This window comes from Pseudomonas sp. IAC-BECa141 (assembly GCF_020544405.1).
Classification (GTDB): Bacteria; Pseudomonadota; Gammaproteobacteria; order Pseudomonadales; family Pseudomonadaceae; genus Aquipseudomonas.
This window is the reverse complement of record NZ_CP065410.1, coordinates 3325725-3350020: the sequence shown is the minus strand read 5'-3', so window position 1 is coordinate 3350020 and position 24296 is coordinate 3325725. Positions and strand designations below refer to the sequence as shown.

The following is a 24296-nucleotide window of genomic DNA, read 5'->3' as shown; positions in this document are numbered from 1 at the left end:
TCACTGATGAAAGGTGTAGCGGTCCTTGCCGGTATGCTTTGACTCGTACAACGCTTCGTCAGCCTTGATCAGCGCCTGGTTGAGGGTGTCCCCGTCTGCAACCCGGGCCACCCCGATGCTGATGGTCACCGGGTGCCGGGTGGTTTGCTCACGCACCACCCGGCATAACTCACCGGCCAATGCCTCGACGTCCTCGCGGCGAACGCCCGCCAGATAAATCGCAAATTCCTCGCCACCCAGTCGCGCGTACTCGAACGGTGCCATTACCGCTTTGATGTCTGCCGCGATCCGCTTGAGCACTTCATCGCCGATGTCGTGGCCGTACACATCATTCACTTTCTTGAAGTTGTCGATGTCGATCATCGCCAGGTAATGGTCATGCTCGCGCGGTACGGCTTGCAGGGTTTTTCCGACGCTGGTCATGAATGAGCGGCGGTTGGGAATTTCGGTGAGCGTGTCGTTGTAGGCCTGATCCAGCAACAGCTTGGACATGATGTAGTTGTAGAGCTTGGCCTCGCGCAGCTTCAGAAATGTATAGATCGTCAACGCACAGAGAAAAACGCTGTAGGCGATGGTCATCACACCTTTGAGCTCGAGCAGGTCGATGCCGGTGTTCATGAAAGGATTGAGCATCAGCCAGGTGACGACCTGTGCAGCGAAGAACGACCATCGGCTGAGCGGGAGCACGGAGGCACTGTAAAGCGTGGTGGCGGCAGCGAGTACCAGCCAGATGCCGTGAAACGTCGGCGGCAAGCCGTTGATCACCATTCGGATGCCGAGTGTGATGATCACCACGAATGTCAGGTTCAGCCAGTCGAAGTGTCGGGCCTTGCGGGTGAACATCAACACCACAGCAAGAATCGCAAAGGCTGCGATGAACACCATCGAACGCCAGGTGAATCCCTGATTGCCGATGAAGCTGACGATCAGGTCGAAGGCCAGCCAGATGCCGATGCTCGCCAGGTAGATCAACAGGCAGAACGAATGCAGCCGCTCGAATTCATGCTGGATGAACTCCTCCCACACTTCGGCGGGCGCGGTCTTCTTCAGGACTTCGTCTTCAATGGTTTTGTACATTGCTGCCCGGATGCTTGCGTTGGTTATCGAGGATGACCGAACCCCACGGTCGATAGCGTAGGGAAAACACCGCGTTCTGATGGCAACCGGTAGAGGTCGCATCCGGGGTGGCCGGTTCGGCACGGAAGGGCTCGCCCTCGCGGCTGACCTGCCGGAAGGCTTCGCGCACGATACCCACGGAGCAGGGCAGTGCGCTGACGTAACCTTTACGCACCAGCGGTGACAAACGGCCGGTACCCGCGCCGTCCTGCCACCAGACGTGCGCCCCGGCTGCCGTCAATTCGCCCAGCCATTGACCGTTGACCGCCGGGGCCAGCTTGCCGGCACTGAAAGCGCTGACATGCAGCGGCGCGTCCAGTTTCGCGGCGAAGTCCTTCAATTGGCGCTGAAGCGTGGCCCGCCGATCTGCCGCCAGGAAGTGCAGGTCGTCCAGCTCCAGCGGCAGATACCAGCCGCTGACCGGCAGCTTCCAGTCCTGGCGCAGCTTCTGCTGCCGGGCCAGTGACTGACCCAGTTGTGCCTGCCAGTAGGCGCCGAGACCGGCGCTGTCCAGTTCATCAATGCGCGTGTAGAAGGCCGGGTCCATCGCCAGGCCGAGCACCAGTTGCAGACCTTGCCGCTGAGCGAGTTTCAGGCTGTTGGCGAGCCAGCCATTGGCGCCGCCGAAGTCCGAGTCGCCATAGGCCGTCCACTGCACGATCACGGTTCGCGTGCCTTGTTTCGCGGTGTCTTGCCAGACTTTCTGCCACTGCGCCTGGGTCAGGCCGGCATCGACATTCAGCGGCTGATAGAACACTCGCTCATCGGCCGTGGCGACGGTGGCACTCATCAGCAGGCACAAACACAACATCCATCGAACCATCAGAAATTCCACTCCACGCCCAGCAGCACACCGTTGCCACCTTCATACAGATTGCCGCCCAGCGACTGTTGATATTCGGTGCGAACCGTCAGTTTCGAGCGGTAGGCGTTGTAGCGATCCTCGTCGTACCACCATTGCCAGCGCAGGCCGACACCGGTTCGCAGGTCCTGGCGCCAGTCGTTGCTCGGGTCCTGGCTGGCAAACTCGAGAAAGCCATAAGGCATGATCGTCTGGGCTCCGCTGAACGGCAGTTTCCAGGCGTGACCTTGCTGGAAGCGCGACAGCCATTGGTGATCGCCAGCCTTGGTCCACCAGGCTGCATCCAGGTAGAGAAAGCGCTCGTCCCAGTCGTTTTCGTCGACCCGCCAGTCGTTGCGGTACTTGCCCTGATCGAGGAAGGAGGCGGTGGCGCGCAGCAGGTAGTCGGTGGTGGTGTGACCGTCCTTGCGATGATCGTTGACCTGATCGAACAGTTTTTCCGGCACCAGCATCTGGCCGAGGCTCAGGTTGTGACTGTCGTCATCGTTGAACTGGCTCTGCTTGTAGATCTCGCCGTAGAAGTTGATGTTCTGTGTGCCCCACGGTTTGTAGCGCAGGCCGACACCGGCGGCGAGGGACTCGGCGTAACTGGAGCGACCTTGTCCGCCCAGCAGCACGCGACCGTACACCGACAGCGTGCTGCCGGCGCGGCTTGGTTCTTCGCCCAGGGCGTGGTCCCACATCGCCAGTTGCACATTCTGCGAATCCGAGCGACGTCGTGAGCCTTTGCTGTCGTCCGGGCGCACGAAGTCGTTGGTCGAGATTCCGGCCGGCGACCAGGTGCTGGCAATCGTCCGGCTGTCACGCCGCGACAGGGTTTCATGGGCGCGGCGCTGGCGGTAACGCCGGGCCTCCATGCTGCCTTCTTCATCATCGGCCGCCACCGGGTTCTGCTCCAGATCGATCACCCGGCGCAGCTCCTTGCGCGCGGAGGCGCTGTCTTCCACTTCGTCGTAGCGCCAGGCCAGGGTTTCCCCGAGGCGGTAATCCTCGGGGAAGTCACGGGTGGCCTGTTGCAGATACGGAATCGCCGTGGCGCGTTCTTCGCGGGTTTCGGCACCGGCCAGACGCATGCCGTAGTCGGCGCGATAACGCGGGTTGTTCGGCTCGCGGCGTACCGCTTCGGCCAGCCATGCAGTGCTTTGCGGCAAGTCTCCGGCTTTTTGCGCGGTGACCGACGCGGCGTAGAAATGCCCGGCATCCGGGGACTGCTGCAGGGCCTGACGCTGACGTTGCAGTGCCTGGGCGTGATCGCCCCGCGCGTCGGCGATGGCTGCGCCGAGTGCCCATTCATTGGCACCGCGAGTGGTGCTTTGTTGCCAGTAGGTTTCTGCGGTCTGGCTGTCGCCGACGTTCAGCGCGCTGCGACTGGCCGTCAGACGCGCGTTGTCGCTGAGTTCGGCGGTCGGAAAGCTGCGCCAGATGGCCAGTGCGCCAGTAGAATCACCGGCCGCTTCGAGGGCATAGGCCAGCGGCAGGCGACTGCCGCGATCACCGAGCTTTTCAGCCTGCTGGTAATAGACGACGGCTTCACCCGGGCGATCAGGCATGGCGCAGCGACCGAGCGCGCGGTAATCGCCAGCTGCCTGTGGGTGGCTGCCGATGGCTTGCTGCACAGCGTCGCATTGGCCGGTTTCCGCGAGTTGCGCGAGCATTTGGCCGCGCGTCGCGCCGTCCACTCGGTTGAGCAGGAGCGCCATACGCCGCTGTTGCTCCGGTGTCGTGGAGGGTGCTGCGGCATACAAACCGGCCAGACGCTCCAACGCCGTTGCCGGCAGACGCCCGCCATGACGATCGAACGCGGATTCCAGCAATTGCTGGGCATGCGCGCGATCACCCGCTTTCACCGCCAGATAGGTGGCCTGATTCAGCGAGGAAAGATTGCCGGTTTGCCGGTAATGCAATTCCCACAGAGTTTGCGCTTCGATCATCCGTCCCATGCGCTGCGTCAGCTCCGCTCGGCGCTTGACGATATCAGGCGTCTGCTTCTGACCGGCCAGCCAGGCGTTGACCTCAGTGCTGCGACCTTGCTCCTGCCAGATGTCGAGCACCTGCGTTTGCCGACGGCTGTCCCAAGGCTCCGGCAGACGGGTGCTTTGCAACAGGTCAGTGGCTTGCAGGCGCTGGGCGAGTATCAGCCAGGTCTGTGGATCGTCTGTCGGTGTACAACTGCGCAGTTGCTTGAGTGCCGTTTCCGGATCCTGACGCGACAGCCATTCGGCGGTTTCCAGGCAGGGCCGCTGCAGATCGTTGCTCAGGCGCTGCACGGTAGGCACGTCTTCGGTCTTGCGCGCCAGCTCCCACAGGCGCTGGCGCTGCGCCGGATCGGCGAGGTCGCTGGCGGGCAGGGACTGCATCCAGCGTTGGGCCTGTTGCTCGTGGCCCATGGCGATGGCGCGGTCGACCATCGCCAGTCGAACGTTACGCGCGGCCTCGGGACTCGGCGCCTGTTGCAGCAGTTGTTGCAGCGGCTTCTCATCGAGGCGTTGCACGTAAGTGTTAGCCAGCCGTTGCCAGCCTTCGGCGTCCAGTTGTTTGCGTGCGGCCAGCGGCGCCAGTTGGTCGATGGTGCCGCTCCAGTCACGCAATTGCTCCGACCAGTTGGCGCGGGCCAGGCGCAAGATGTTGTCGTCACCCTTGGGCGCCAGTTGTGCCAGCCAGTCGTGGGCCTTGGCTGCGCCGCCGAACTTGGCCAGGCTCAGGCTGTAGGCCTGCCAGAGACGTACACGGTCATTCAGGTTGCTGGTGGCCATCCAGCTTTCTACTTGCGTGCTGGTGGGCGGATCCTGTTCGATCCAGGTCAGGCGCAGGTCGAGCAGGGCGTTGCTGTCGTCCGGCAATGCTTGCAGCGCCTCCTTGTACCGGCGTTGCCTGGCCAGGGACTCCACCAGCAGTGCCCGGGCCTCGTCGTTCTTGGGGACCTTTTCCAGCAAGTGGCGCATCAGTCGTTCGACTTCTTTCCAGTTGCCCTTTTTCGCCTCGCGATAGCTGCGGTCCATGTAGGGATAACTGCGGAACTGTTCGAAGTCGCTCAGCGGCGCTGCCTGCAGCGGACAGGCGATGCTCAGGCCCAGCAACAGGCTGCCCATCAGCAAGGTTTGACGATGCACAGACATCATGCGACCTCCCGGACAATGCGGTAGGCGGCTTGCTGTTCACTGGCCTGATCGGCCAGGGCCTGTTCCAGCACTTCCTGGGTGATCATGCCCCGGGAAATCAAATGCTCGCCGAGGGACGTCTTCTCGGCGTCGAAGTCGATCAGCGCCTGATTGAACAAAGTGGGCGGCACCATGCCGCGCACCTGCAACAGATTGCCCAACAGCACCTGATGGCGGCTGACTCTTTCCAGCAGGGTTTCATCGTCCTGATGGCGCTCAAGCACTTCGAGCATATGACGCACTTCCTCATTCTGGCGGGGGCTGGCGTACCAGTAACGAATCCCCAATGTGACGCGGCCCTGAGGTGCGAGACGGCTGCGCACCGGGCGTTTCAATTGTCGGCTGATAGCGCCGAGCGAGACCTGACTGACCGGGCCTTCGGAGGCCAGAATCAGCGTGTCGCCATCTTCTGCCACCGGCAGAACTCCGTAGTGGGAGGCGACCCGGCGCGGCACCGTATCGATCAAGCGTTTGTCGAGCTTGAACGGATTGAGTGGTGCCCATTCCAGGTCCAGCTGCTCGGCCAGTGTCTCGACCAGTTGAGTGCTGTCGATGTACTCACGCAGCAACAGTTCGCGGCCCAGTCGACGGCGCACGGGGCTGGTGATCGCTGCATCCAGTTGTTCCTCGGTAAGCAGGCCTTTTTCCACCAGCCGATGGCCCAGCGGAGTGCGCTGCGGCTGGGTGAGCGCCGGGAATTCGTGGGTGGTCTTGTCCCAGGCCACGCGCCGTGAATCGCCCATTTCCATGACCTGACGCAGGGCACGCAGGTTGGCGAAAAAGTTGACGAAGTTGCTCCACATCATGCGCGGCGCCGACAGCAGACCTTCAACCAATCCGTAGTAACGAGTGACAAACCAGCCACGCTGGAACAGGCGATTGAGCAGCATCAGGCCGTTGAGCCACAGCAGCACCGAGAGCAGCGAGCTGTCGGCAAGGATCGAGGGGTAGCGCCACGAGTCCGGGGAAATGACCGTCACCGCCCACATCGCCAGCAGCACCAGGAACAGCAGGTTCACCAGAAAGCTCAGCAGGTACGCGATCAGCCCGCGACGATCGCGCCACAGAAAGTAATTGAGCAGACCCTTGCGGCTCCAGCCGAGGTTCTTGGTGCCCTGGAATACAATGCCGACAATCCACCGGGACTTCTGCCGGATTGCGTGTTGCAAGTCGCGGGGAAAGTGTTCCCGGACGCAGATCACCTGAGAGAACTCGCGGTTCATGCCGAACACCCAGGGTTGCTCCAGCGCCAGTTTCGGATCGCTGACCGAATAGCGGGCGAAGATGCATTTCATGCCTTTCTGCTTGAGGCGGAAGCCGATGTCGTAGTCCTCGGTCAGACTCTGCACATCGAAGGCAATGCCGTCGCCGTCTTCCAGCAGGGCGCTGATGGCTTTACGGCTGAAGCAGGTGCCGACACCGGCGCTGGGCACCTGACCGGTGAGGGCTTCGCGGACGATGACGTCCTTGCCGTGGTTTTCCGCGAACTCATCGACGTAATGCCCGGCGGTGAAGCCTTTCCATTCCGGCGCGTAGGGATAGACCGGAATCTGGATCAGGTCCTTGTTGGGCAACAGGTAGTTGAAGAGGCGCAATTCCATCGGCGAAATCACGTCTTCGGCGTCGTGCAGGATGAACCCGGCGAACTGGATTTTCGCCTCGCTCTCGAAACGCAGGATCGCGTCGATGATGTTGTTCAGGCAGTCGGCCTTGCTGGTCGGACCGGGGCGGGCGCAGACCACTTTATGCACGTTGGGGTAGTGCTGGCAGACCGCATCGACGTCTGCCTGGGTTTCGGCATCGTTGGGGTAGGTGCCGACGAAAATCTGATAGTTCTCGTAGTCGATGGTCGAGGCGGCCAGACGCGCCATTTCGCCGACCACGCCGACTTCGTTCCACGCTGGCACCATGATTGCCAGCGGTTTCTCGGGAATCGAATACAGGCGTTCCTCGTCGGCGCGCTTGAATTTCTCGTAGATCCGCCAGCGCCGGATGAACTTGCGGCCCCAGTACACAAGGTCGATGAACAGGTCATCGAGGCCGAGGATGAACATCAGCAGGGCGAGGGCAATCGCCACATATTTGAGACCGAACAGCACATACGCGAAGAAATCGACCCAACCCAGACTCATACCCCGTTACCCGCCGCCGAGCGTGCGCTCAGCCAAGCGTGGAGGCGGGTGGCGATCAGTTCGCTGGCGTGACCGTCGCCATAGGGGAAGTGCACGCGGCTCATGCGCGCATAGGTGTCCGGATCGTCCAGCAATTGTCGGGCTTGCTTGACGATGCGTGCCGCGTCGGTACCCACCAGCAGCATGGTGCCGCTCTCGAGCACGGAAGGTCGTTCGGTGACGTCGCGCAGCACCAGCAGCGGTTTACCGATGGCCGGAGCTTCTTCCTGCACGCCGCCGGAGTCGGTCAGGATGAAATGTGCGCGGCCCATGAGCCAGACGAAGTTCGGATAGTCCTGCGGTGGTACCAGGTAGATGTTCGGTTTGTCGTCCAGCATGCCGTACACCACTTCCTGCACCAGCGGGTTGAGGTGTACCGGATAGACAAATTGCACGTCCGGGTATTGCTCGGCCAGCTCAGCCAACGCCTGGCAGATATTGCGGAAACCGTCGCCGAGATTTTCCCGTCGATGGCTGGTGACCAGAATCATCCGGTGCTGATCGTCCAGCGCCGCCAGTGGCGAATCGGCAGGCGGATGCCAATCGATTTCCTGCTGGTGCTTGCGCATCCATAGCAAGGCATCGATCACGGTGTTGCCGGTGATTTCAATGTTGTCTTCGGGTACGCCTTCGCGCAGCAGATTGGCGGCGGACTTGGAGGTCGGCGGGAAGTGCAGGTCGGTAATCACGCCGGTCAGGCGTCGATTCGCTTCCTCGGGCCAGGGCGCGCGCAGGTTGCCGGTACGCAGGCCTGCCTCGACGTGACCGATTGGCAATTGACGATTGAAGGCGGCGAGGGCGGCGATGAAGCTGGTGGTGGTGTCGCCGTGCACCAGCACGATGTCCGGTTTGACCCGCTCGTAAGCCTGATCGAGTTGGGCGAGCAGATGTTGCGACAGACCGTTCAGGGTCTGGCCCTGGGTCATGACTTGCAGGTCTTCGTCGACCGTCAGTTCGAACGCATCCAGTACCTGAGTGAGCATCTCGCGATGCTGGCCGGTGGAGCAGATGTTGAGTGTGATGTCGGGCCACTGACGCAGAACCCGGGCCAGCGGGGCCATTTTGATGGCCTCCGGGCGAGTACCGAAAACCATCATGACTTTAAAGGACATTGACCCCTCCTTGGACGAAGCAAGGCTGCGACCAAAGGGCCAGCAGCACTCTTCACTTTCTGAGAAATAAAGAAAAGCAGCCGGATTGGAGCTTGTCCAATCCGGCCTCGGGACTCGTTGTTACAGATCAATTGGAACGAGAGTGCCATTGCCTGATGGCTTTTGGGTGGCACTTTCAGGAAAAGTTCCATCGTCTTGCGCGGGGGATGGTGCAGAGGGTGCTGAGGGTGTGGCGCAGCCACTTCAGGTCATGGGCTGGTTTGCGCGCAGTGGCGCAGGTTCTGGATTTGCCCAGGTGTTGGGTGAAGTCTTGCAGCAGGGATTCTTCCGTACCGATGCCTTTCAGTTTTTTGACCAGAACGCCTTCCTTATAGAACAACACTGTCGGGGTCCCCGTGACATCCGGATGCCGGCACGACTGTGCGGTATCGAGCATGAAGATATCCATCCAGGGTCGGAAAGGTTTGGCGATATCGAGGAACACTGGACCTGCGAAAGCGCAGGCGCCGCAGTGCTCGTTGAAGAAATACAGGACGACAAGGCGCCTGGCTTTCAAGACCTTCCGGTACGTCGGCGGCAACGCTGAATATCGAGTCGGCGTCGTCATTGGAGCCTCCTTTATTCAATGTGTTGGACAGCACGACGTTAGGGGCGCTGTGGCCGTTGCTGCAACTGTCAGAGTTGACAGGTGCAGCCCGCTCCCAATCGTGTATCGCGCACCAGGATGTGGCCCGGATACCCGCCATGTGTGACGCAAAGTAGCGAAATGTGGAGTCGCGTCTGGTTACACCGTTTCCCGGGCTATCGCCATCTCGTTGATTCAAAACAAATTTCAATCCATTGCAGATTCCCCGCGAATCCTGTGGCACACTTTCTGCTGTCTATTCCGTAGTAACAAACCGAATTCCGGTATAGCGGAATAAACAACTTCCTGGAGTGCTTGCCATGCATCGCCGACCTTCCTTGTTCAAAGCGTGTGTTTTTGTTCTCGCGGCTTCGTCCGCTGTCATGGGTATGGCCCAGGCGGCCGACAGCAAGCTCGACAGCGTCCTGGCCCGTGGAAAACTGATTGTGGGTACCGGCAGCACCAATGCGCCGTGGCACTTCCAGGGCGCGGACGGCAAATTGCAGGGCTTTGATATCGACATCGCCCGGATGGTGGCCAAAGGTCTGTTCAATGACCCGAGCAAGGTCGAGTTCGTGGTGCAGTCGTCCGACGCGCGGATTCCCAACCTGCTGACCGACAAGGTCGACATGAGCTGCCAGTTCATTACCGTTACCGCCAGCCGTGCGCAGCAAGTGGCGTTCACCTTGCCGTACTACCGCGAAGGCGTCGGCCTGCTGCTGCCGAACAACAGCAAGTACAAGGAAATCGAAGACCTGCAGGCCGCGGGTGACAGCGTGACCGTGGCGGTGCTGCAAAACGTGTACGCCGAAGAGCTGGTGCACCAGGCACTGCCCAAGGCCAAGGTCGATCAGTACGACAGCGTTGATCTGATGTATCAGGCGGTGAATTCCGGTCGCGCCGATGCGGCGGCCACCGACCAGTCTTCGGTCAAATATCTGATGGTGCAGAACCCTGGCCGCTACCGCAGCCCGACTTACGCCTGGAGCCCGCAGACTTATGCCTGCGCCGTCAAGCGTGGCGATCAGGATTGGCTGAACTTCGTCAACACCACCCTGCATGAAGCCATGACCGGCGTTGAGTTCCCGACCTACGCCGCGTCGTTCAAGCAATGGTTCGGCGTGGATCTGCCATCGCCCGCCATCGGTTTCCCTGTCGAATTCAAATGATCCCGTGAGAGTGGGGCGCCCTGACGCGCCCCGCTCAAGGTACTGCCGACCATGAACTATCAGTTGAACTTTGCCGCCGTGTGGCGCGATTTCGACACCTTGCTGGCGGGGCTCGGTCTGGGCCTTGAACTGGCGCTGGTGTCGATCGCCATCGGCTGCGTGATCGGCCTGCTGATGGCGTTTGCCTTGCTGTCCAGGCATCGCGCCTTGCGGGTGCTCGCATCGGTGTATGTGACGGTGATCCGTAACACGCCGATTCTGGTGTTGATTCTGTTGATCTACTTTGCGTTGCCGAGTCTGGGGATCCGGCTGGACAAGATCCCTTCGTTCATCATCACCCTGTCGCTGTATGCCGGGGCGTACTTGACCGAAGTGTTCCGCGGCGGCTTGTTGAGCATTCCCAAGGGCCAGCGTGAAGCGGGGCTGGCGATTGGTCTGGGCGAGTGGCAGGTGAAGGCCTACGTCACCGTGCCGGTGATGTTGCGCAATGTGCTGCCGGCGCTGTCGAACAACTTCATTTCGCTGTTCAAGGACACCTCGCTGGCCGCCGCGATCGCGGTGCCGGAGCTGACCTATTACGCGCGCAAGATCAACGTCGAAAGCTACCGGGTGATTGAAACCTGGCTGGTGACCACGGCGTTGTATGTCGCGGCCTGTTACCTCATTGCCATGCTGCTGCGTTACCTCGAGCAGCGTCTGGCAATCCGCCGATAGGAGGCTGCGATGTACGAATCCCCCAGTTGGTTGCATGAGTTGTGGGTTGCCCGCGAAGCCTTGTGGCAAGGCTTTCTGACCAGCGTGCAGGTATCGGCGCTGGCGATTCTGTTCGGCACGGTCATCGGCGTATTGGCCGGGCTGGTGCTGACTTACGGCAAGTTCTGGATGCGCGCGCCGTTTCGCTTGTATGTCGACCTGATTCGCGGCACGCCGGTGTTCGTGCTGGTGCTGGCGTGCTTCTACATGGCGCCGGCGCTCGGCTGGCAGATCAGCGCGTTTCAAGCCGGCGCACTTGGATTGACGCTGTTTTGCGGCTCGCACGTCGCCGAGATCGTGCGCGGTGCGTTGCAAGCGTTGCCGCGCGGGCAGATGGAAGCCGGCAAGGCCATCGGCCTGACGTTCTATCAGTCCCTCGGTTATGTGCTGTTGCCGCAGGCGCTGCGGCAGATCCTGCCGACCTGGGTCAACTCGTCCACGGAGATCGTCAAGGCCTCGACCTTGCTGTCGGTGATCGGCGTGGCCGAACTGCTGCTCAGCACCCAGCAGATCATCGCCCGGACGTTCATGACCCTGGAGTTTTACCTGTTCGCCGGTTTTCTGTTCTTCGTCATCAACTACGGCATCGAATTACTCGGCCGGCACATTGAAAAGCGGGTGGCCCTGCCATGACTCAAGCTCAAGTTTCCAACGTCCAGAACGGCCAGCCGCTGCTGGACATCCGTGGTCTGCACAAACAATACGGCGCAGTCGAAGTGCTCAAGGGTGTCGACCTGAGCATGCAGCGCGGCAACGTCGTGACCCTGATCGGCTCCAGTGGCTCGGGCAAGACCACGCTGCTGCGCTGCGTGAACATGCTCGAGGAATTCCAGGGCGGGCAGATCCTGCTCGACGGCGAATCCATCGGTTATGACGAACTCAACGGCAAACGCGTGCGTCACCCGGAAAAAGTCATCGCTCGCCATCGCGCGATGACCGGCATGGCATTCCAGCAATTCAACCTGTTCCCGCACCTCACCGCGTTGCAGAACGTCACGCTCGGCCTGCTGAAAGTCAAAAAGATGCACAAGGACGAAGCCGTGGCCCTGGCCGAAAAATGGCTGGAGCGGGTCGGCCTGCTGGAGCGGCGCAATCACTTTCCCGGCCAGTTGTCCGGCGGTCAGCAGCAGCGCGTGGCGATTGCCCGGGCGATTGCGATGAACCCGAGCCTGATGCTGTTCGACGAAGTCACCTCGGCCCTCGACCCGGAACTGGTCGGCGAAGTGCTGAACGTGATCAAGGGTCTGGCCGAGGACGGCATGACCATGTTGCTGGTGACCCACGAAATGCGTTTTGCATTCGAGGTCTCGGACAAGATCGTTTTCATGAATCAGGGGCGCATCGAAGAGCAGGGGCCTCCCAAGGAACTGTTCGAGCGCCCTCAATCGCCGCGGCTGGCGGAATTTCTCAAAAGCACGCGGTTCTGACTTTTCACGTTTTCAATCAGGAGAAACATCCATGAGCATTACTCGTTACGGCACCGGCAGCACCGCCGCTGGCGGCCAGCCTCGTCCATTCGCCCGCGCCGTTGAAGCCGATGGCTGGCTGCACGTTTCCGGGCAGGTGCCGGCGGTGGATGGCGAGATCATTGTCGGTGGCATCGTCGAGCAGACGCACCAGACCATGAAGAACCTGATCGCGATTCTCGAAGAGGCCGGTTATGGCCTGGAAGATGTGGTACGCGCCGGTGTGTGGCTGGACGATCCGCGGGATTTCACCAGTTTCAACAAGGTCTTCGGCGAGTACTTCAAGCCTGAACACGCGCCGGCCCGGGCCTGTGTGCAGGCGAGCATGATGGTCGACTGCAAGGTCGAGATCGACTGCATCGCTTACAAGAAAAAGGCCTGAGCGTCGACCGCTCCCGCGCAGAGCGTGGGAGCGATCTTTCGCGATAAACTCCCGGCACTTTGAATGGGAACCACTGAAATGACCGAAGACACCATCAAGCGCCGGGCACGCGGTCTGGACCGGGCGTTCGATATCCTCGATTTCCTCAAGGAGATCGGCCAGCCACTGCGCCCGAACGACATCGCCAACGGCATCGGCAGCCCGAAATCCACGGTCTACGAACTGGTGGCCTCGTTGCTCGAACGGCGGATTCTGGAGCCGGTGGGCAAGGACGGTCACGTCTATCTCGGTCGTCAGCTGTATTTCCTCGGCCAGGCGCACTTGCGGCATTTCGACCTCAGTCGCGAGGCCGATCACGCCTTGCAGGAGATCGTCAGCCAGACCCGGGAAACCGCGCAGATGTGCCTGCTCAACGGGCGCAAATACACGGTGGCGCTGATGAAGGAGGGCGAGCGGCATTTCCGCATTTCTTCCGATATCGGCGAGAACGCGCCGATCCCGTGGACCGCGTCCGGGCGTCTGCTGCTGGCGCACTTGAGCGACCAGCAGATCAGCGACCTGATCGACCCTGACGACTTCATTTTGCCCGATGGCGAACGCCTGCCGATGGAGACGTTTCTGGCGGAAATCCGTCAGGCCGGCATCGACGGTTTCTTCTCCTTCGACAGTGTCGCCGACACCTTTACCCATTGCTTCGCCGCCCCGGTCAAAGACCCTCAAGGCGTTGCCATCTGCACCCTGTGCATCGTCGCCCCGCGTGCCGATGCCAAGACCCATTACAACGACTATCGCCGGGTCTTGATCGAGAGCGCCAACAGCCTCGCCCGGCGAATCAACGAATAACCGCGCCTGCCTGCGGGCGCGACTGTGAGGAGTTCGACCATGACGACTGCCAACAACACTGCTGCCGTGGAAAAGGGCGATGCCGCCCTCGGCGCGCAACTGGTGCGTGACATCAGCTTGCCGGCGCTGGTGCTGCACCGCGAAGCGTTGGAGCACAACATCCGCTGGATGCAGAAATTCGTCAGCGACAGCGGCGCCGAACTCGCGCCCCACGGCAAGACCAGCATGACCCCGGCGCTGTTTCGTCGTCAGCTCGACGCCGGCGCCTGGGGTATCACCCTGGCCAGCGCCACCCAGACCCGCGCCGCTTACGCCCACGGCGTGCGCCGGGTGCTGATGGCCAACCAACTGGTCGGCACGCCGAACATGGCGTTGATTGCCGACCTGCTGGCGGCCGATTCGGGCTTCGATTTCTATTGCATGGTCGATCATCCGGACAACGTTGCCGATCTGGGCGCCTATTTCGCGTCACGCGGCGTACGCCTGAACGTGATGATCGAGTACGGCGTGGTCGGTGGCCGCTGCGGTTGCCGAAGCGAGCAGGAAGTCATCGAACTGGCCAAGGCCATCGGCGCGCAGCCGGCGCTGGCCCTGACCGGCATTGAAGGTTACGAGGGCGTGATCCATGGTGATCACGCCGTCAGTGGCATCCGTGAATTCGCCGCCTCGCTCGTGCGTCTGGCGGTGCAGTTGCAGGACAGCGGGGCGTTTGCCATCGCCAAGCCGATCATCACTGCGTCGGGGTCGGCCTGGTACGACCTGATCGCCGAATCGTTCGAAGCGCAGAACGCTGGCGGGCGTTTCCTCAGCGTGTTGCGTCCCGGCAGTTACGTGGCTCACGACCACGGTATCTACAAGGAAGCCCAGTGCTGCGTGCTCGACCGTCGCAGCGACCTGCACGAAGGCCTGCGCCCGGCGCTGGAGGTCTGGGCCCATGTGCAGTCGCTGCCGGAGCCGGGTTTTGCGGTGATTGCTCTGGGCAAGCGTGACGTGGCATTCGATGCCGGCATGCCGGTGCCGCTGTTGCGTTACAAGGCCGGTGTGCTGCCGGCGGAGGGCGACGATGTCGGCGCCTGCAAGGTGACGGCGGTAATGGATCAGCACGCGTTCATGACCGTGGCGCCGGGCGTCGAGTTGCGCGTCGGCGACATCATTTCCTTCGGCACTTCGCACCCGTGCCTGACCTTCGACAAATGGCGCGTGGGGCTGCTGGTGGACGAGCAGCTGGCGGTGATCGAAACCATGGAAACCTGCTTCTGATGAATACGCTCAGTCCATTGGGGCCGAACACCCCGCGCATCGCCCTGATCGGCGAATGCATGATCGAACTACAGCAACGTGCCGACGGAAGCCTGCAACAGAGCTTTGGCGGTGACACGCTGAATACCGCGGTCTATCTGTCCCGCGCCATGGGCGACAAGGCGCAGGTCGACTACGTCACGGCGCTGGGTGATGACAGCTTCAGTGACGCGATGTGCCGCAGTTGGGCCGATGAAGGCATTGGTCTGGATCTCGTCCAGCGTCTACCCGGTCGCCTGCCCGGTTTGTATTGCATCCAGACCGATGCTGCCGGGGAGCGGCGCTTTCTGTATTGGCGAAACGAGGCCGCCGTTCGCGACTGCTTTACCACACCGGCGGCCACGCCGATTCTGGCGGCGCTGCCGGATTACGACGTGCTGTATTTCAGCGGCATCACGCTGGCGGTACTCGGTGCGCGGGGGCGGGAGAAACTGATCGAGACCTTGATCGAAGCCCGCCAGCGTGACGCGCGAATCGTCTTCGACAACAACTACCGTCCACGCCTGTGGGCCTCGGTGGAGGAGGCGCGGGCGGCCTATCGCAGCGTGTTGCCTCATGTCGATCTGGCGTTGCTGACGGTGGACGACGAGCAGGCGCTGTTCCATTTCGAGGACTGTGAGGCGGTGTTTGAAGCGTACGCGCAGATCGGCACGCCGGAAGTGGTGCTCAAGCGCGGCGCCGAAGCCTGTCTGATCCGTTGTGACGGGGAAGCGTTTGAAGTCCCGGCGCAGAAGGTCGAGAAGGTGGTGGACACCACGGCGGCAGGGGATTCGTTCAGTGCGGCGTATCTGGCCAGTCGCTTGCTTGGAGGGAGCCCGACGGAAGCGGCGCAGGCCGGCCATCTGCTAGCGAGCCGGGTTATTCAAGTACCCGGAGCTCTGATTCCGAAGTAATCGGTGAATGGCCGATTGCTGCGCAATCGGATCGCGAGCAAGCTCGCTCCCACAGTGTTTGGTGTCGTTCACAGATACTTTGTGGGAGCGAGCTTGCTCCCGAAGTCAATCACTCAGTCGCGGAAAAACACCTGCACCAGGTGATACCCGAACTTGCTCTTGATCGGCCCGTGCACGGTGCGCAGCGGTTTCTTGAAGATCACCGCATCGATCGCACCGACCATCTGACCCGGCCGCACTTCACCCAGATCGCCGCCACGCTTGCCGGACGGACAGGTCGAAAATTTCTTCGCCAGCACATCGAATGCTTCACCGTTGGCGATGCGTTGTTTGAGTTTTTCAGCCTCTTCGGCGGTCTTCACCAGAATGTGGCGGGCTTGGGCTTTCATCGTGCAATACCTGTAGCGGGGTGACGGCGGGGCGCGGATTATGCCTCAAGTCACGGGGTTTGGCTGAACATCGCGCGGATCTTGCCGGCCAGCTGTTCGATGGAAAACGGCTTGGCGACCATGTCCATGCCGTCCTCGAGAAAGCCCTGACGCTCGGCGGCTTTCTGCGCGTAACCGGTCATGAACAACACTTTGAGCCCCGGACGATGCTGGCGAGCGATCTCCGCCATTTGCCGGCCGTTCATGCCCGGCAGGCCGACGTCGGTCACCAGCAGGTCCACCCGCAGGTCCGATTCGAGTAGCGGCAAGGCACCCTTGGCGTCTTCGGCCTCATGGGCGTGAAAACCCAGCTCCTTGAGCAGGTCCAAGACCAGCATGCGCACCGCCGGATCGTCCTCGACCACCACCACGGTTTCGCCGGTGGCGACAGCAGGGGTCTCGGTGACTGTTTCGATCTCCGGCCGCTCCGGTTCCAGTGCATGCAAACGCGGCAGGTACAGGCGCACGCAGGTGCCCTGGCCCGGCAGGCTGTCGAGGCTGACGTGCCCGCCGGATTGCTGGGCGAAGCCATAAATCATCGACAACCCGAGCCCGGTGCCCTGGCCGATCGGCTTGGTGGTGAAGAACGGATCGAAGGCTTTCGAGCGCACCGACGGCGTCATGCCGGTGCCGTTGTCGCTCACCGCGAGCATCAGGTAGTCGCCGGCCTTGACCGGTTCGAGTGTGGTGATGTCGTTGCCGTCGAGGTAAACGTTGGCCGTTTCGATCAGCAGCTCGCCGCCGTCGGGCATGGCATCACGGGCGTTGATCACCAGGTTGAGCAGGGCGTTTTCCAGTTGACTGACGTCAGTGCTGACGGACCAGACATGGTCGGCCAGGCGCAACTTGAGCTCGATCGGATCGCCCTTGGTGCGGCGGATCAGGTCTTCAAGTGAATGGACCAGCTCGTTGACGTCGATAGTCTTGCGATCCAGCGACTGACGCCGGGAGAACGCCAGCAGACGGTGGGTCAGCGCCGCCGCGCGGTTGGCCGAGGACACTGCCGCATCGGTGAAGCGGCTGATTTCATCGGTGCGGCCGCTGGCGATATAGCGTTGCATCAGGTCGAGGCTGCCGATGATTCCGGTCAGCATGTTGTTGAAGTCATGGGCGATGCCGCCGGTGAGCTGGCCCACCGCTTCCATTTTCTGCGCGTGGCGCAGGGCGTCTTCGGCACGCTCGCGTTCGAACATTTCATTCTGCAAACGCTGGTTGGCCTGGGCCAGTTGTTCGGTGCGCGCACTCACGCGTTCCTCAAGGGTTTCGTTGAGGTTACGCAGGGCTTCTTCGGTTTTTTTACGTTCGGTCTCGTCGATCACGAAGATGTAGAAACCGTTCACCGCGCCGTCCGCGCCGTGGCGTGGCAGGTAATTCATCAAGGCATGCCGCTGACTGCCGTCGCGGTGTGGCGTGTACAGACTGAACGAGCAGGGTTGGCCGGCGAGCGCTTCGGCAATGTACGGCGCCCGCAGGAAATAGGCCTCTTCGCCGATCACTTCGCGGATCGTGCGGCCGTACAGCTCTTGCGGCGTGAGCCCGTACCAGTCCAGGTACGCGGCGTTGTTCAGGCGAAAGCGTTGTTCGTGGTCGACGTAGCTGATCAGAATCGGCATGGCGTTAATGATCAGTTGCAGCTCGGTCTGGCTTTGACGCAGTGCCTGTTCGGTGTGTTTGCGTTCGGTCAAATCCAGCGCGGCGCCCAGAAAACGCATCGGCCGGCCATGATGATCCTTGTAGCAGCGCCCGCGGGCGAACACCCAGCGCAGCTCGCCATTGGCTTGCAGCAGTCGATACTCCTCGGCGTATTCGGTGCCGTGGGTGATGCAATGCTTGATGCTGCGGGCGATCAGCGCGCGGTCTTCGGGGTGCACGCCGTGCAGGTATTCACTGATCGGCAATTGTCCGGCCAGCGCTGGGTCGACCCCATGCAACTGGGCGAAATGCGCGTCGGCGATGAAGCGGTCTTCGCCGATATCCCAATCCCAGGTGCCGACCGCATCGGTGGCCGCCAGCGCCAGTTGCAGGCGCTCTTCGCTTTCGCGCTGGGCCTTGAGGCTGTCTTCGGAGCGCTGCTGCAGTTCCAGGGCGATGCGTCGGCGTTCGTTGGTTTCAATGGCGGTGACCAGGATCCCGGCCACTTGCGCGCTTTCGTCGCGGATCGGGCTGTAGGTCAGATCCAGCCAGAAGTCGGAATCCTTGCCGTCCCGTTGCAGGGTAAAGCGTCGTTCGCTGTAGGTTCGCACCTGGCCTTGTAGGACGGCGCTGTAAATCGGGTCGGTAAAGTCCCGAAGTTCCGGCCATATCTGGTGCGCCGGCTGTCCGAAAGCGTGCGGATGTTTGCTCCCGGCGAGCAGCGCAAAGCCGTTGTTGTAGATCTGGGTCAGTTGCGGGCCCCACAACAGCAGCATCGGCATCGGCGAGTGAATCACGATGTCCACCGCGGTGCGCAGGCTTTGTGGCCAGGTGTCGGCGCTGCCCAGCGGGCTGCGACTCCAGTCGGTGCGGGCAATCAATGCCTGGGCGTCGTTGGTGTTTGGTACAGCGTTCATCACATCAATCCTGAACATCGGTCGGTGAGGCGGCGTCTACTATCCTAGTGCGGTAGACGCTGTAAGACCCGTCGCGTCACGACGCACGGTCTTGTGTTCATTGAAAGCTTCGCAGGTGCTTTAGGCCATGGAAATCGATGCATTGCTCAAACAACTGGCGAGCCGCCACGGTTCGGATCTGTTCCTGTCCACGGGCGCACCGCCCAGTGCGCGGTTCGACGGGGTGTTGACGCCGTTGAGCGAGCAGCCCTTCAAACCCGGTGAGGTGGCCACTGTCGCAGCTTCCCTGATGGACGCTGAACAACGTCGGGAGTTCGACCGGGATCTGGAAATGAACCTGGCGATTTCCCGCACCGGCATCGGTCGCTTTCGGGTGAATATCTTCAAGCAACGCAACGACGTGTCAATCGTGATCCGTAACGTCAAACTCGATATTCCGCGATTCGAAGACTTGAAACTGCCGTCGGTATTGCTCGAATCGGTGATGCTCAAGCAAGGGCTGATCCTGTTCGTCGGCGCCACCGACTCGGGTAAATCCACGTCGCTGGCGGCGCTGATCGATCATCGCAATCGCCACAGCAGCGGTCACATCATCACCATTGAAGACCCGGTGGAATACATCCATCGCCATAAGAAGTCGATCATCAACCAGCGCGAAGTCGGAGTCGACACGCGCAGCTTTCACGCTGCGCTGAAAAACACCCTGCGCCAGGCCCCCGACGTGGTGCTGATCGGCGAAATCCGTGACCGCGAGACCATGGAACATGCGCTGGCTTTCGCCGAAACCGGGCACCTTGTGTTGTCGACATTGCATGCCAACAACGCCAATCAGGCGCTGGACCGGATCATCAATTTCTTCCCCGAAGAACGCCGGCCACAATTGCTGCATGCCTTGGGCAATCACCTCAAGGCGTTCGTCTCCCAGCGTCTGGTCCGAACCCGGGACGGTCAGCGCCGGGCCGCTGCCGAGGTGATGCTCGGCACGCCGACGATTGCTGACCTGATCCGGCGCAATGACTTTGGCGAGCTGAAAACCATCATGGAGAAATCGGCCGAACTGGGCATGCAGACCTTTGACGGTGCACTGTTTGCGCTGGTGGCAGAAGGGGTGATCGATGAAGACGAGGCCCTGAAAAACGCAGATTCGGTCAACAACCTGCGCCTGCGTCTGAAGCTCCACGCCGACACCATGTCGTCCCCACCGCCATCGACTGGCGAGTGGGGGCTGATGGACTGACAGGCGTCAGTCGCGAAGTTCGACCCGATTGCGAAACTGCTCAAGTGCTTGCGGGTTGGCCAGCGCGTCGGTGTTTTTCACCGGCTCACCGTGCACCACATTACGCACGGCCAGCTCCACCACCTTGCCGCTGATGGTGCGCGGAATGTCGCTGACCGCGACGATCTTCGCCGGTACATGGCGCGGTGTGGTGTTGGCGCGGATCACCTGGCGGATCTGCTGTTGCAGCGCCTCATCCAGCGTTACGCCTTCCTTGAGGCGCACGAACAGCACTACTCGCACGTCATCCTGCCACTGCTGGCCAATGGCGACACTGTCCAATACCTCCGGAACCTTCTCCACCTGACGGTAGATTTCAGCGGTACCGATGCGCACGCCGCCGGGATTGAGCACGGCGTCGGAGCGGCCGTGAATCAGCATGCCGCCGTGGGGCAGTTGTTCGGCGTAGTCACCCTGGGCCCAGACGCCGGGGAACTGGCTGAAATAGGATTTGCGCAACTTTTCGCCGTCGGGATCGTTCCAGAGTCCGACGGGCATCGCCGGGAATGGTCGAGTGCACACCAACTCACCTTTTTCGCCAATCACCGGCTGCCCGGCGTCGTTCCACACTTCGACGGCCATGGCCAGACTCTTGCCCATGATCTCGCCCCGGCGCACTGCCGACATCGGGTTGCCGTTGACGAAGCAGGACACGATGTCCGTGCCGCCGGACATCGAGGACAGGCAGACGTCGGGTTTGAAATCGCGATAGACGAAGTCGTAACTCTGCGGCGACAGCGCGGAACCGGTGCAGAGCAGGGTTTTCAGGTGGCTCAAGTCGTAGCTTTCACGGGGCTTGATGCCGCTGTTTTCCAGGGTCGCGAGAAATTTCGGGCTGGTGCCGAACACGCTGACCTGCTCGTCGTCCAGCAGCTCCAGCATTCGCTCGTTGTCCGGATAAAACGGTGAGCCGTCATACAGCACCACCGCGCTGCCGACCGCCAGCGCCGACACCAGCCAGTTCCACATCATCCAGCCGCAAGTGGTGTAGTAGAACAAGCGGTCGCCGGGGCCCAGATCGACATGCAGCCCGTGTTCCTTGGCGTGTTGCAGCAACACGCCGCCGGTGCTGTGAACGATGCATTTAGGTACGCCGGTGGTGCCGCTCGAATAGAGCACGTACAGCGGATGGTCGAACGGCACCGGGACGAAGTGCGGTTCATCGCCCGGTTCGTAGAAGTCGTCCCACAGCGTGACGTTGGCGGGTGTCCGGTAATCCGTGGCCTGCGCCTGAGGTCGTGCGTAAGGCACGATGATCAGCTGTTGCAAGGACGGCAACTGCTCGAGGATTTCGTTGACCTTGACGGTCTGGTCGATCGCTTTGCCGGCGTAGCGGTAACCGGCACAGGTAATCAACACTTTCGGTTCGATCTGGCCGAAGCGATCAATCACCCCGTGGGTGCCGAAGTCCGGTGAGGAACAGGACCAGATTGCGCCGAGACTGGTGGTCGCGAGCATTGCCACCAGGGTTTGCCAGGTGTTGGGCATGCAGGCCGCGACCCGGTCGCCGACCACGACGCCGGCCGCTTGCAGGCTGGCCTGGAACCCGGCGACGTGTTGGGCCAGTTCGGCCCAGGTCAGCAATTCTCGCTGACCGTTTTCCCCGATGGCGATCACGGCGATTGCATCGTCGCGTCGGCTCAGCAGGTGTTCGGCGAAGTTCAGGGTGGCGCCGGGAAACCACTGGGCACCCGGCATTTTCAGGCCGTCACGCAGAACGGCGTCGGGCTGGGTATGAAAACGGATATCGAAAAAATCGACGATCGCCTGCCAGAACGCTTCGCGCTGGTCGATGGACCATTGGTGCAGGGCCGGGTAGTCGTCGAGGTGCACGTGGTGACGCTGGATGATGAAGCGCCGAAAGCCGTCCATGCGGGACCGGGCAATACGTTTGCCATCGGGCTGCCAGAGAATGTCGGACATGGTTTGCCTCTTATTGTTTGTCAGAAAGCTCCCACCGCAACGTGGGAGCGATCAGTTGCAAGCTTACTGCGCGAGCCACCCGCCATCGATATTCCACGCCGCGCCACGCACCTGGCTACCGGCTTCGCTGCACAGGAACAGCACCAGTTCACCCAGATGTGCAGGGGTGACGAACTCCAGCGACGGCTGCTTCTCGGCCAGCAAGTCGTGTTGCGCCTGCTGTGGGTCGACACCCTTGGCTGCGCGATCATCGATCTGCTTCTGCACCAGTGGCGTCAGCACCCAGCCCGGGCAGATGGCGTTACAGGTGACGTTGCTGGCGGCGGTTTCCAGGCCGACCACCTTGGTCAGGCCGATCACGCCATGTTTGGCTGCCACGTACGCGGCTTTGCCGGTGGAACCGACCAGACCGTGCACCGAGGCGATGTTGACGATCCGGCCCCAACCCTTGGCGCGCATGCCCGGCAAACTCAGGCGGGTGCTGTGAAACACTGACGACAGGTTGATCGCGATGATCGAATCCCAGCGCTCCACAGGAAACTCTTCAACCGCCGCAACGTGCTGGATGCCGGCGTTATTGACCAGAATATCCACGCCGCCGAATTCGCGTTCGGCGTAGGCGATCATGTCGGCGATCTGCGCCGGGTCGCTGACGTCCGCCGGGTGATGGCCGACTTTGCCGCCGAACTGTTCGACTTCGGCAATCACCTTTGAAGCATCGCCAAAGCCGTTGAGGATCAGGTTGGCGCCAGCCTTGGCCAGCGTCAGGGCGATGCCCAGCCCGATGCCGCTGGTGGAGCCGGTAACCAGTGCGGTCTTGCCAGAAAGAGTCGTCATCAATACCTCACACAATGCCAGTGGCGTAGAAAGTGCCGATCACCACGAAAACCGCCAGGGTCTTGATCAGCGTAATACAGAAAATGTCCTTGTAGGCCTCACGGTGAGTCAGGCCGGTGACGGCGAGCAGGGTGATCACCGCGCCGTTGTGCGGCAGGGTGTCCATGCCGCCGCTGGCCATTGCGGCCACCCGGTGCAGCACCTCCAGCGGAATATTGGCGGCGTGGGCGGCGCTGATGAATTGTTCGGACATCGCGGCCAGCGCGATGCTCATGCCGCCCGAAGCGGAGCCGGTGATACCCGCCAGCAAGGTCACGGTGATCGCTTCGTTGACCAGTGGATTGGGAATGCTCTTGAGCCAGTCGGCCAGCACCAGAAACCCCGGCAACGAAGCGATGACAGCGCCGAAACCGTATTCCGACGCGGTATTCATCGCCGCCAGCAGCGCACCGCTGACCGCGCTTTTGCTGCCCTCGGCGAGCTTGCTTTTGATGGCTTTAAAACCGAATGCCAGCACCATCAGGATGCCCACCAGCAAAGCCGCTTGCACCGCCCAGATCGCCGTCAGTTTGGCGATTTCGGTGGTGACCGGCGCGGCCATGCCCGGCAGCGCGAGGCTGTGGGTTTTGCCGTACCACTGTGGAATCCACTGGGTGAACAGCAGATTCATGATGCCCACCGCCAGCAGCGGCGAAAGAGCAATCCAGGGGTTCGGCAGTTTGAGGTCTTCGGCGGTTTCCGGTTCGTTGCGCAGTTCGGTGCCGTAGCCTTCACCCGCACGGTGAGCTTTGTTGCGTTGGCGCTGCAAGAACAGCATGCCGGCGCAGAACACGAAAATCGTGCCGATCACGCCCAGCCACGGCGCCGCCCACGCGGTGGTGTTGAAGAAGGTGCTGGGGATGATGTTCTGGATCTGCGGCGTGCCGGGCAGGGCGTCCATGGTGAACGAGAACGCGCCGAGGGCGATGGTCGCCGGGATCAGGCGTTTGGGGATATTGCTCTGGCGAAACATTTCCGCCGCGAACGGGTAAACCGCGAACACCACCACGAACAGCGAAACGCCGCCGTAGGTGAGCAGGGCACAGACCAGCACGATCACCAGCATCGCCTGGCGGGTGCCGAGCAAGCGAATCGCTGCTGCGACAATCGAGCGGGAGAAACCCGACAGCTCGATCAGCTTGCCGAACACGGCGCCGAGCAGGAACACGGGAAAGTAGAGTTTGATGAAGCCGACCATTTTCTCCATGAACACCCCGGTGAAAGCTGGGGCGACTGCGGAAGGGTCGGTGAGCAGTACGGCGCCGAGGGCGGCGATCGGGGCAAAGAGGATAACGCTGTAGCCACGGTAGGCCGCAAGCATCAGCAGCGCCAGGGCTGCCAAGGCGATGATCACACTCATGGTGTGCTCCTTCGATTGTTATTTTTGTGGGTGAA

The 24296-nt window shown here is 61.5% G+C and carries 20 protein-coding genes; 9 read left to right on the top strand and 11 right to left on the bottom strand.

Annotated features, from left to right (window positions below; all coding sequences use genetic code 11):
- The 6 genes from I5961_RS15265 to I5961_RS15240 form a co-directional block, all read right to left on the bottom strand.
- On the bottom strand, positions 1-1077 hold the full coding sequence (locus tag I5961_RS15265; protein ID WP_227232733.1) for a sensor domain-containing diguanylate cyclase: 1077 nt from the start codon (positions 1075-1077) through the stop codon (positions 1-3).
- A complete protein-coding gene (locus tag I5961_RS15260; protein ID WP_227232732.1) occupies positions 1061-1939 on the bottom strand; it encodes a DUF4434 family protein in 879 nt (292 codons plus the stop codon). The genes I5961_RS15265 and I5961_RS15260 overlap by 17 nt, the downstream gene beginning before the upstream one ends.
- Positions 1939-5097, bottom strand: a complete 3159-nt coding sequence (locus tag I5961_RS15255) for an NfrA family protein (protein WP_227232731.1) — start codon at positions 5095-5097, stop codon at positions 1939-1941. The genes I5961_RS15260 and I5961_RS15255 overlap by 1 nt, the downstream gene beginning before the upstream one ends.
- Positions 5094-7268 (bottom strand): cyclic di-3',5'-guanylate-activated glycosyltransferase NrfB, encoded by a 2175-nt coding sequence (gene nrfB / locus I5961_RS15250; protein WP_227232730.1) that lies wholly within the window; start codon positions 7266-7268, stop codon positions 5094-5096. Before nrfB ends, I5961_RS15255 begins: the two co-directional genes overlap by 4 nt.
- On the bottom strand, positions 7265-8419 hold the full coding sequence (gene wecB, locus I5961_RS15245) for a non-hydrolyzing UDP-N-acetylglucosamine 2-epimerase (RefSeq protein ID WP_227232729.1): 1155 nt from the start codon (positions 8417-8419) through the stop codon (positions 7265-7267). Before wecB ends, nrfB begins: the two co-directional genes overlap by 4 nt.
- A gap of 175 nt (positions 8420-8594) precedes the next feature.
- Positions 8595-9026 carry a thioredoxin family protein gene (locus tag I5961_RS15240; RefSeq protein WP_227232728.1) on the bottom strand — a complete coding sequence of 144 codons (432 nt, stop codon included), beginning with the start codon at positions 9024-9026 and terminating at the stop codon, positions 8595-8597.
- A 338-nt stretch (positions 9027-9364) separates the two neighbouring features.
- Here I5961_RS15240 and I5961_RS15235 point away from each other — a divergent pair, with 338 nt between their 5' ends.
- The 8 genes from I5961_RS15235 to I5961_RS15200 all read left to right on the top strand — a co-directional run bounded on the left by I5961_RS15235 (position 9365) and on the right by I5961_RS15200 (position 15849).
- On the top strand, positions 9365-10213 hold the full coding sequence (locus I5961_RS15235; RefSeq protein WP_085695951.1) for a transporter substrate-binding domain-containing protein: 849 nt from the start codon (positions 9365-9367) through the stop codon (positions 10211-10213).
- A gap of 51 nt (positions 10214-10264) precedes the next feature.
- Positions 10265-10927, top strand: coding sequence for an amino acid ABC transporter permease (locus tag I5961_RS15230; RefSeq protein WP_007960243.1), 663 nt, complete (start codon positions 10265-10267; stop codon positions 10925-10927).
- Between the two features lie 9 nt (positions 10928-10936).
- Positions 10937-11599 carry an amino acid ABC transporter permease gene (locus I5961_RS15225; RefSeq protein ID WP_227232727.1) on the top strand — a complete coding sequence of 221 codons (663 nt, stop codon included), beginning with the start codon at positions 10937-10939 and terminating at the stop codon, positions 11597-11599.
- Positions 11596-12393, top strand: a complete 798-nt coding sequence (locus I5961_RS15220) for an amino acid ABC transporter ATP-binding protein (RefSeq protein WP_011334480.1) — start codon at positions 11596-11598, stop codon at positions 12391-12393. The genes I5961_RS15225 and I5961_RS15220 overlap by 4 nt, the downstream gene beginning before the upstream one ends.
- A 31-nt stretch (positions 12394-12424) precedes the next feature.
- A complete protein-coding gene (locus I5961_RS15215) occupies positions 12425-12814 on the top strand; it encodes a RidA family protein (protein WP_039768794.1) in 390 nt (129 codons plus the stop codon).
- A gap of 78 nt (positions 12815-12892) precedes the next feature.
- On the top strand, positions 12893-13657 hold the full coding sequence (locus tag I5961_RS15210) for an IclR family transcriptional regulator (RefSeq protein WP_085695953.1): 765 nt from the start codon (positions 12893-12895) through the stop codon (positions 13655-13657).
- Positions 13658-13696: 39 nt separating this feature from the next.
- A complete protein-coding gene (locus I5961_RS15205; protein WP_227232726.1) occupies positions 13697-14917 on the top strand; it encodes an amino acid deaminase in 1221 nt (406 codons plus the stop codon).
- Positions 14917-15849 (top strand): sugar kinase, encoded by a 933-nt coding sequence (locus I5961_RS15200; protein ID WP_227232725.1) that lies wholly within the window; start codon positions 14917-14919, stop codon positions 15847-15849. Before I5961_RS15205 ends, I5961_RS15200 begins: the two co-directional genes overlap by 1 nt.
- A gap of 113 nt (positions 15850-15962) precedes the next feature.
- On the opposite strand, the gene I5961_RS15195 is transcribed toward I5961_RS15200, so the two are convergent.
- Positions 15963-16238 carry a peptidylprolyl isomerase gene (locus I5961_RS15195; RefSeq protein WP_085695956.1) on the bottom strand — a complete coding sequence of 92 codons (276 nt, stop codon included), beginning with the start codon at positions 16236-16238 and terminating at the stop codon, positions 15963-15965.
- Between the two features lie 50 nt (positions 16239-16288).
- Positions 16289-18826, bottom strand: coding sequence for a PAS domain-containing sensor histidine kinase (locus tag I5961_RS15190; protein ID WP_227232724.1), 2538 nt, complete (start codon positions 18824-18826; stop codon positions 16289-16291).
- Positions 18827-18953: 127 nt separating this feature from the next.
- On the opposite strand from I5961_RS15190, the gene I5961_RS15185 reads away from it, so the two are divergent.
- A complete protein-coding gene (locus tag I5961_RS15185; protein ID WP_085701916.1) occupies positions 18954-20063 on the top strand; it encodes a PilT/PilU family type 4a pilus ATPase in 1110 nt (369 codons plus the stop codon).
- Positions 20064-20069: 6 nt separating this feature from the next.
- Here I5961_RS15185 and I5961_RS15180 read toward each other — a convergent pair whose 3' ends face one another.
- From I5961_RS15180 to I5961_RS15170, 3 genes are all read right to left on the bottom strand, one after another.
- Positions 20070-22025, bottom strand: coding sequence for an acetoacetate--CoA ligase (locus I5961_RS15180; RefSeq protein ID WP_227232723.1), 1956 nt, complete (start codon positions 22023-22025; stop codon positions 20070-20072).
- 63 nt (positions 22026-22088) lie between these two features.
- Positions 22089-22862 carry a 3-hydroxybutyrate dehydrogenase gene (gene hbdH / locus I5961_RS15175; RefSeq protein ID WP_007952053.1) on the bottom strand — a complete coding sequence of 258 codons (774 nt, stop codon included), beginning with the start codon at positions 22860-22862 and terminating at the stop codon, positions 22089-22091.
- A gap of 7 nt (positions 22863-22869) precedes the next feature.
- Positions 22870-24261 carry a GntP family permease gene (locus I5961_RS15170; protein ID WP_085701918.1) on the bottom strand — a complete coding sequence of 464 codons (1392 nt, stop codon included), beginning with the start codon at positions 24259-24261 and terminating at the stop codon, positions 22870-22872.
- Positions 24262-24296 lie beyond the last annotated feature (35 nt).

Bases quoted from the DNA above. Each gene is read 5' to 3' on its own strand.
- I5961_RS15205 (WP_227232726.1), top strand. From the start codon at position 13,697: ATGACGACTGCCAACAACACTGCTGCCGTGGAAAAGGGCGATGCCGCC.
- hbdH (WP_007952053.1), bottom strand. From the start codon at position 22,862: ATGACGACTCTTTCTGGCAAGACCGCACTGGTTACCGGCTCCACCAGC.
- I5961_RS15170 (WP_085701918.1), bottom strand. From the start codon at position 24,261: ATGAGTGTGATCATCGCCTTGGCAGCCCTGGCGCTGCTGATGCTTGCG.
- I5961_RS15265 (WP_227232733.1), bottom strand. From the start codon at position 1,077: ATGTACAAAACCATTGAAGACGAAGTCCTGAAGAAGACCGCGCCCGCC.
- I5961_RS15230 (WP_007960243.1), top strand. From the start codon at position 10,265: ATGAACTATCAGTTGAACTTTGCCGCCGTGTGGCGCGATTTCGACACC.
- I5961_RS15220 (WP_011334480.1), top strand. From the start codon at position 11,596: ATGACTCAAGCTCAAGTTTCCAACGTCCAGAACGGCCAGCCGCTGCTG.
- I5961_RS15180 (WP_227232723.1), bottom strand. From the start codon at position 22,025: ATGTCCGACATTCTCTGGCAGCCCGATGGCAAACGTATTGCCCGGTCC.
- I5961_RS15255 (WP_227232731.1), bottom strand. From the start codon at position 5,097: ATGATGTCTGTGCATCGTCAAACCTTGCTGATGGGCAGCCTGTTGCTG.
- nrfB (WP_227232730.1), bottom strand. From the start codon at position 7,268: ATGAGTCTGGGTTGGGTCGATTTCTTCGCGTATGTGCTGTTCGGTCTC.
- I5961_RS15260 (WP_227232732.1), bottom strand. From the start codon at position 1,939: ATGGTTCGATGGATGTTGTGTTTGTGCCTGCTGATGAGTGCCACCGTC.
- I5961_RS15225 (WP_227232727.1), top strand. From the start codon at position 10,937: ATGTACGAATCCCCCAGTTGGTTGCATGAGTTGTGGGTTGCCCGCGAA.
- wecB (WP_227232729.1), bottom strand. From the start codon at position 8,419: ATGTCCTTTAAAGTCATGATGGTTTTCGGTACTCGCCCGGAGGCCATC.
- I5961_RS15185 (WP_085701916.1), top strand. From the start codon at position 18,954: ATGGAAATCGATGCATTGCTCAAACAACTGGCGAGCCGCCACGGTTCG.
- I5961_RS15235 (WP_085695951.1), top strand. From the start codon at position 9,365: ATGCATCGCCGACCTTCCTTGTTCAAAGCGTGTGTTTTTGTTCTCGCG.
- I5961_RS15200 (WP_227232725.1), top strand. From the start codon at position 14,917: ATGAATACGCTCAGTCCATTGGGGCCGAACACCCCGCGCATCGCCCTG.
- I5961_RS15210 (WP_085695953.1), top strand. From the start codon at position 12,893: ATGACCGAAGACACCATCAAGCGCCGGGCACGCGGTCTGGACCGGGCG.
- I5961_RS15195 (WP_085695956.1), bottom strand. From the start codon at position 16,238: ATGAAAGCCCAAGCCCGCCACATTCTGGTGAAGACCGCCGAAGAGGCT.
- I5961_RS15215 (WP_039768794.1), top strand. From the start codon at position 12,425: ATGAGCATTACTCGTTACGGCACCGGCAGCACCGCCGCTGGCGGCCAG.
- I5961_RS15190 (WP_227232724.1), bottom strand. From the start codon at position 18,826: ATGAACGCTGTACCAAACACCAACGACGCCCAGGCATTGATTGCCCGC.
- I5961_RS15240 (WP_227232728.1), bottom strand. From the start codon at position 9,026: ATGACGACGCCGACTCGATATTCAGCGTTGCCGCCGACGTACCGGAAG.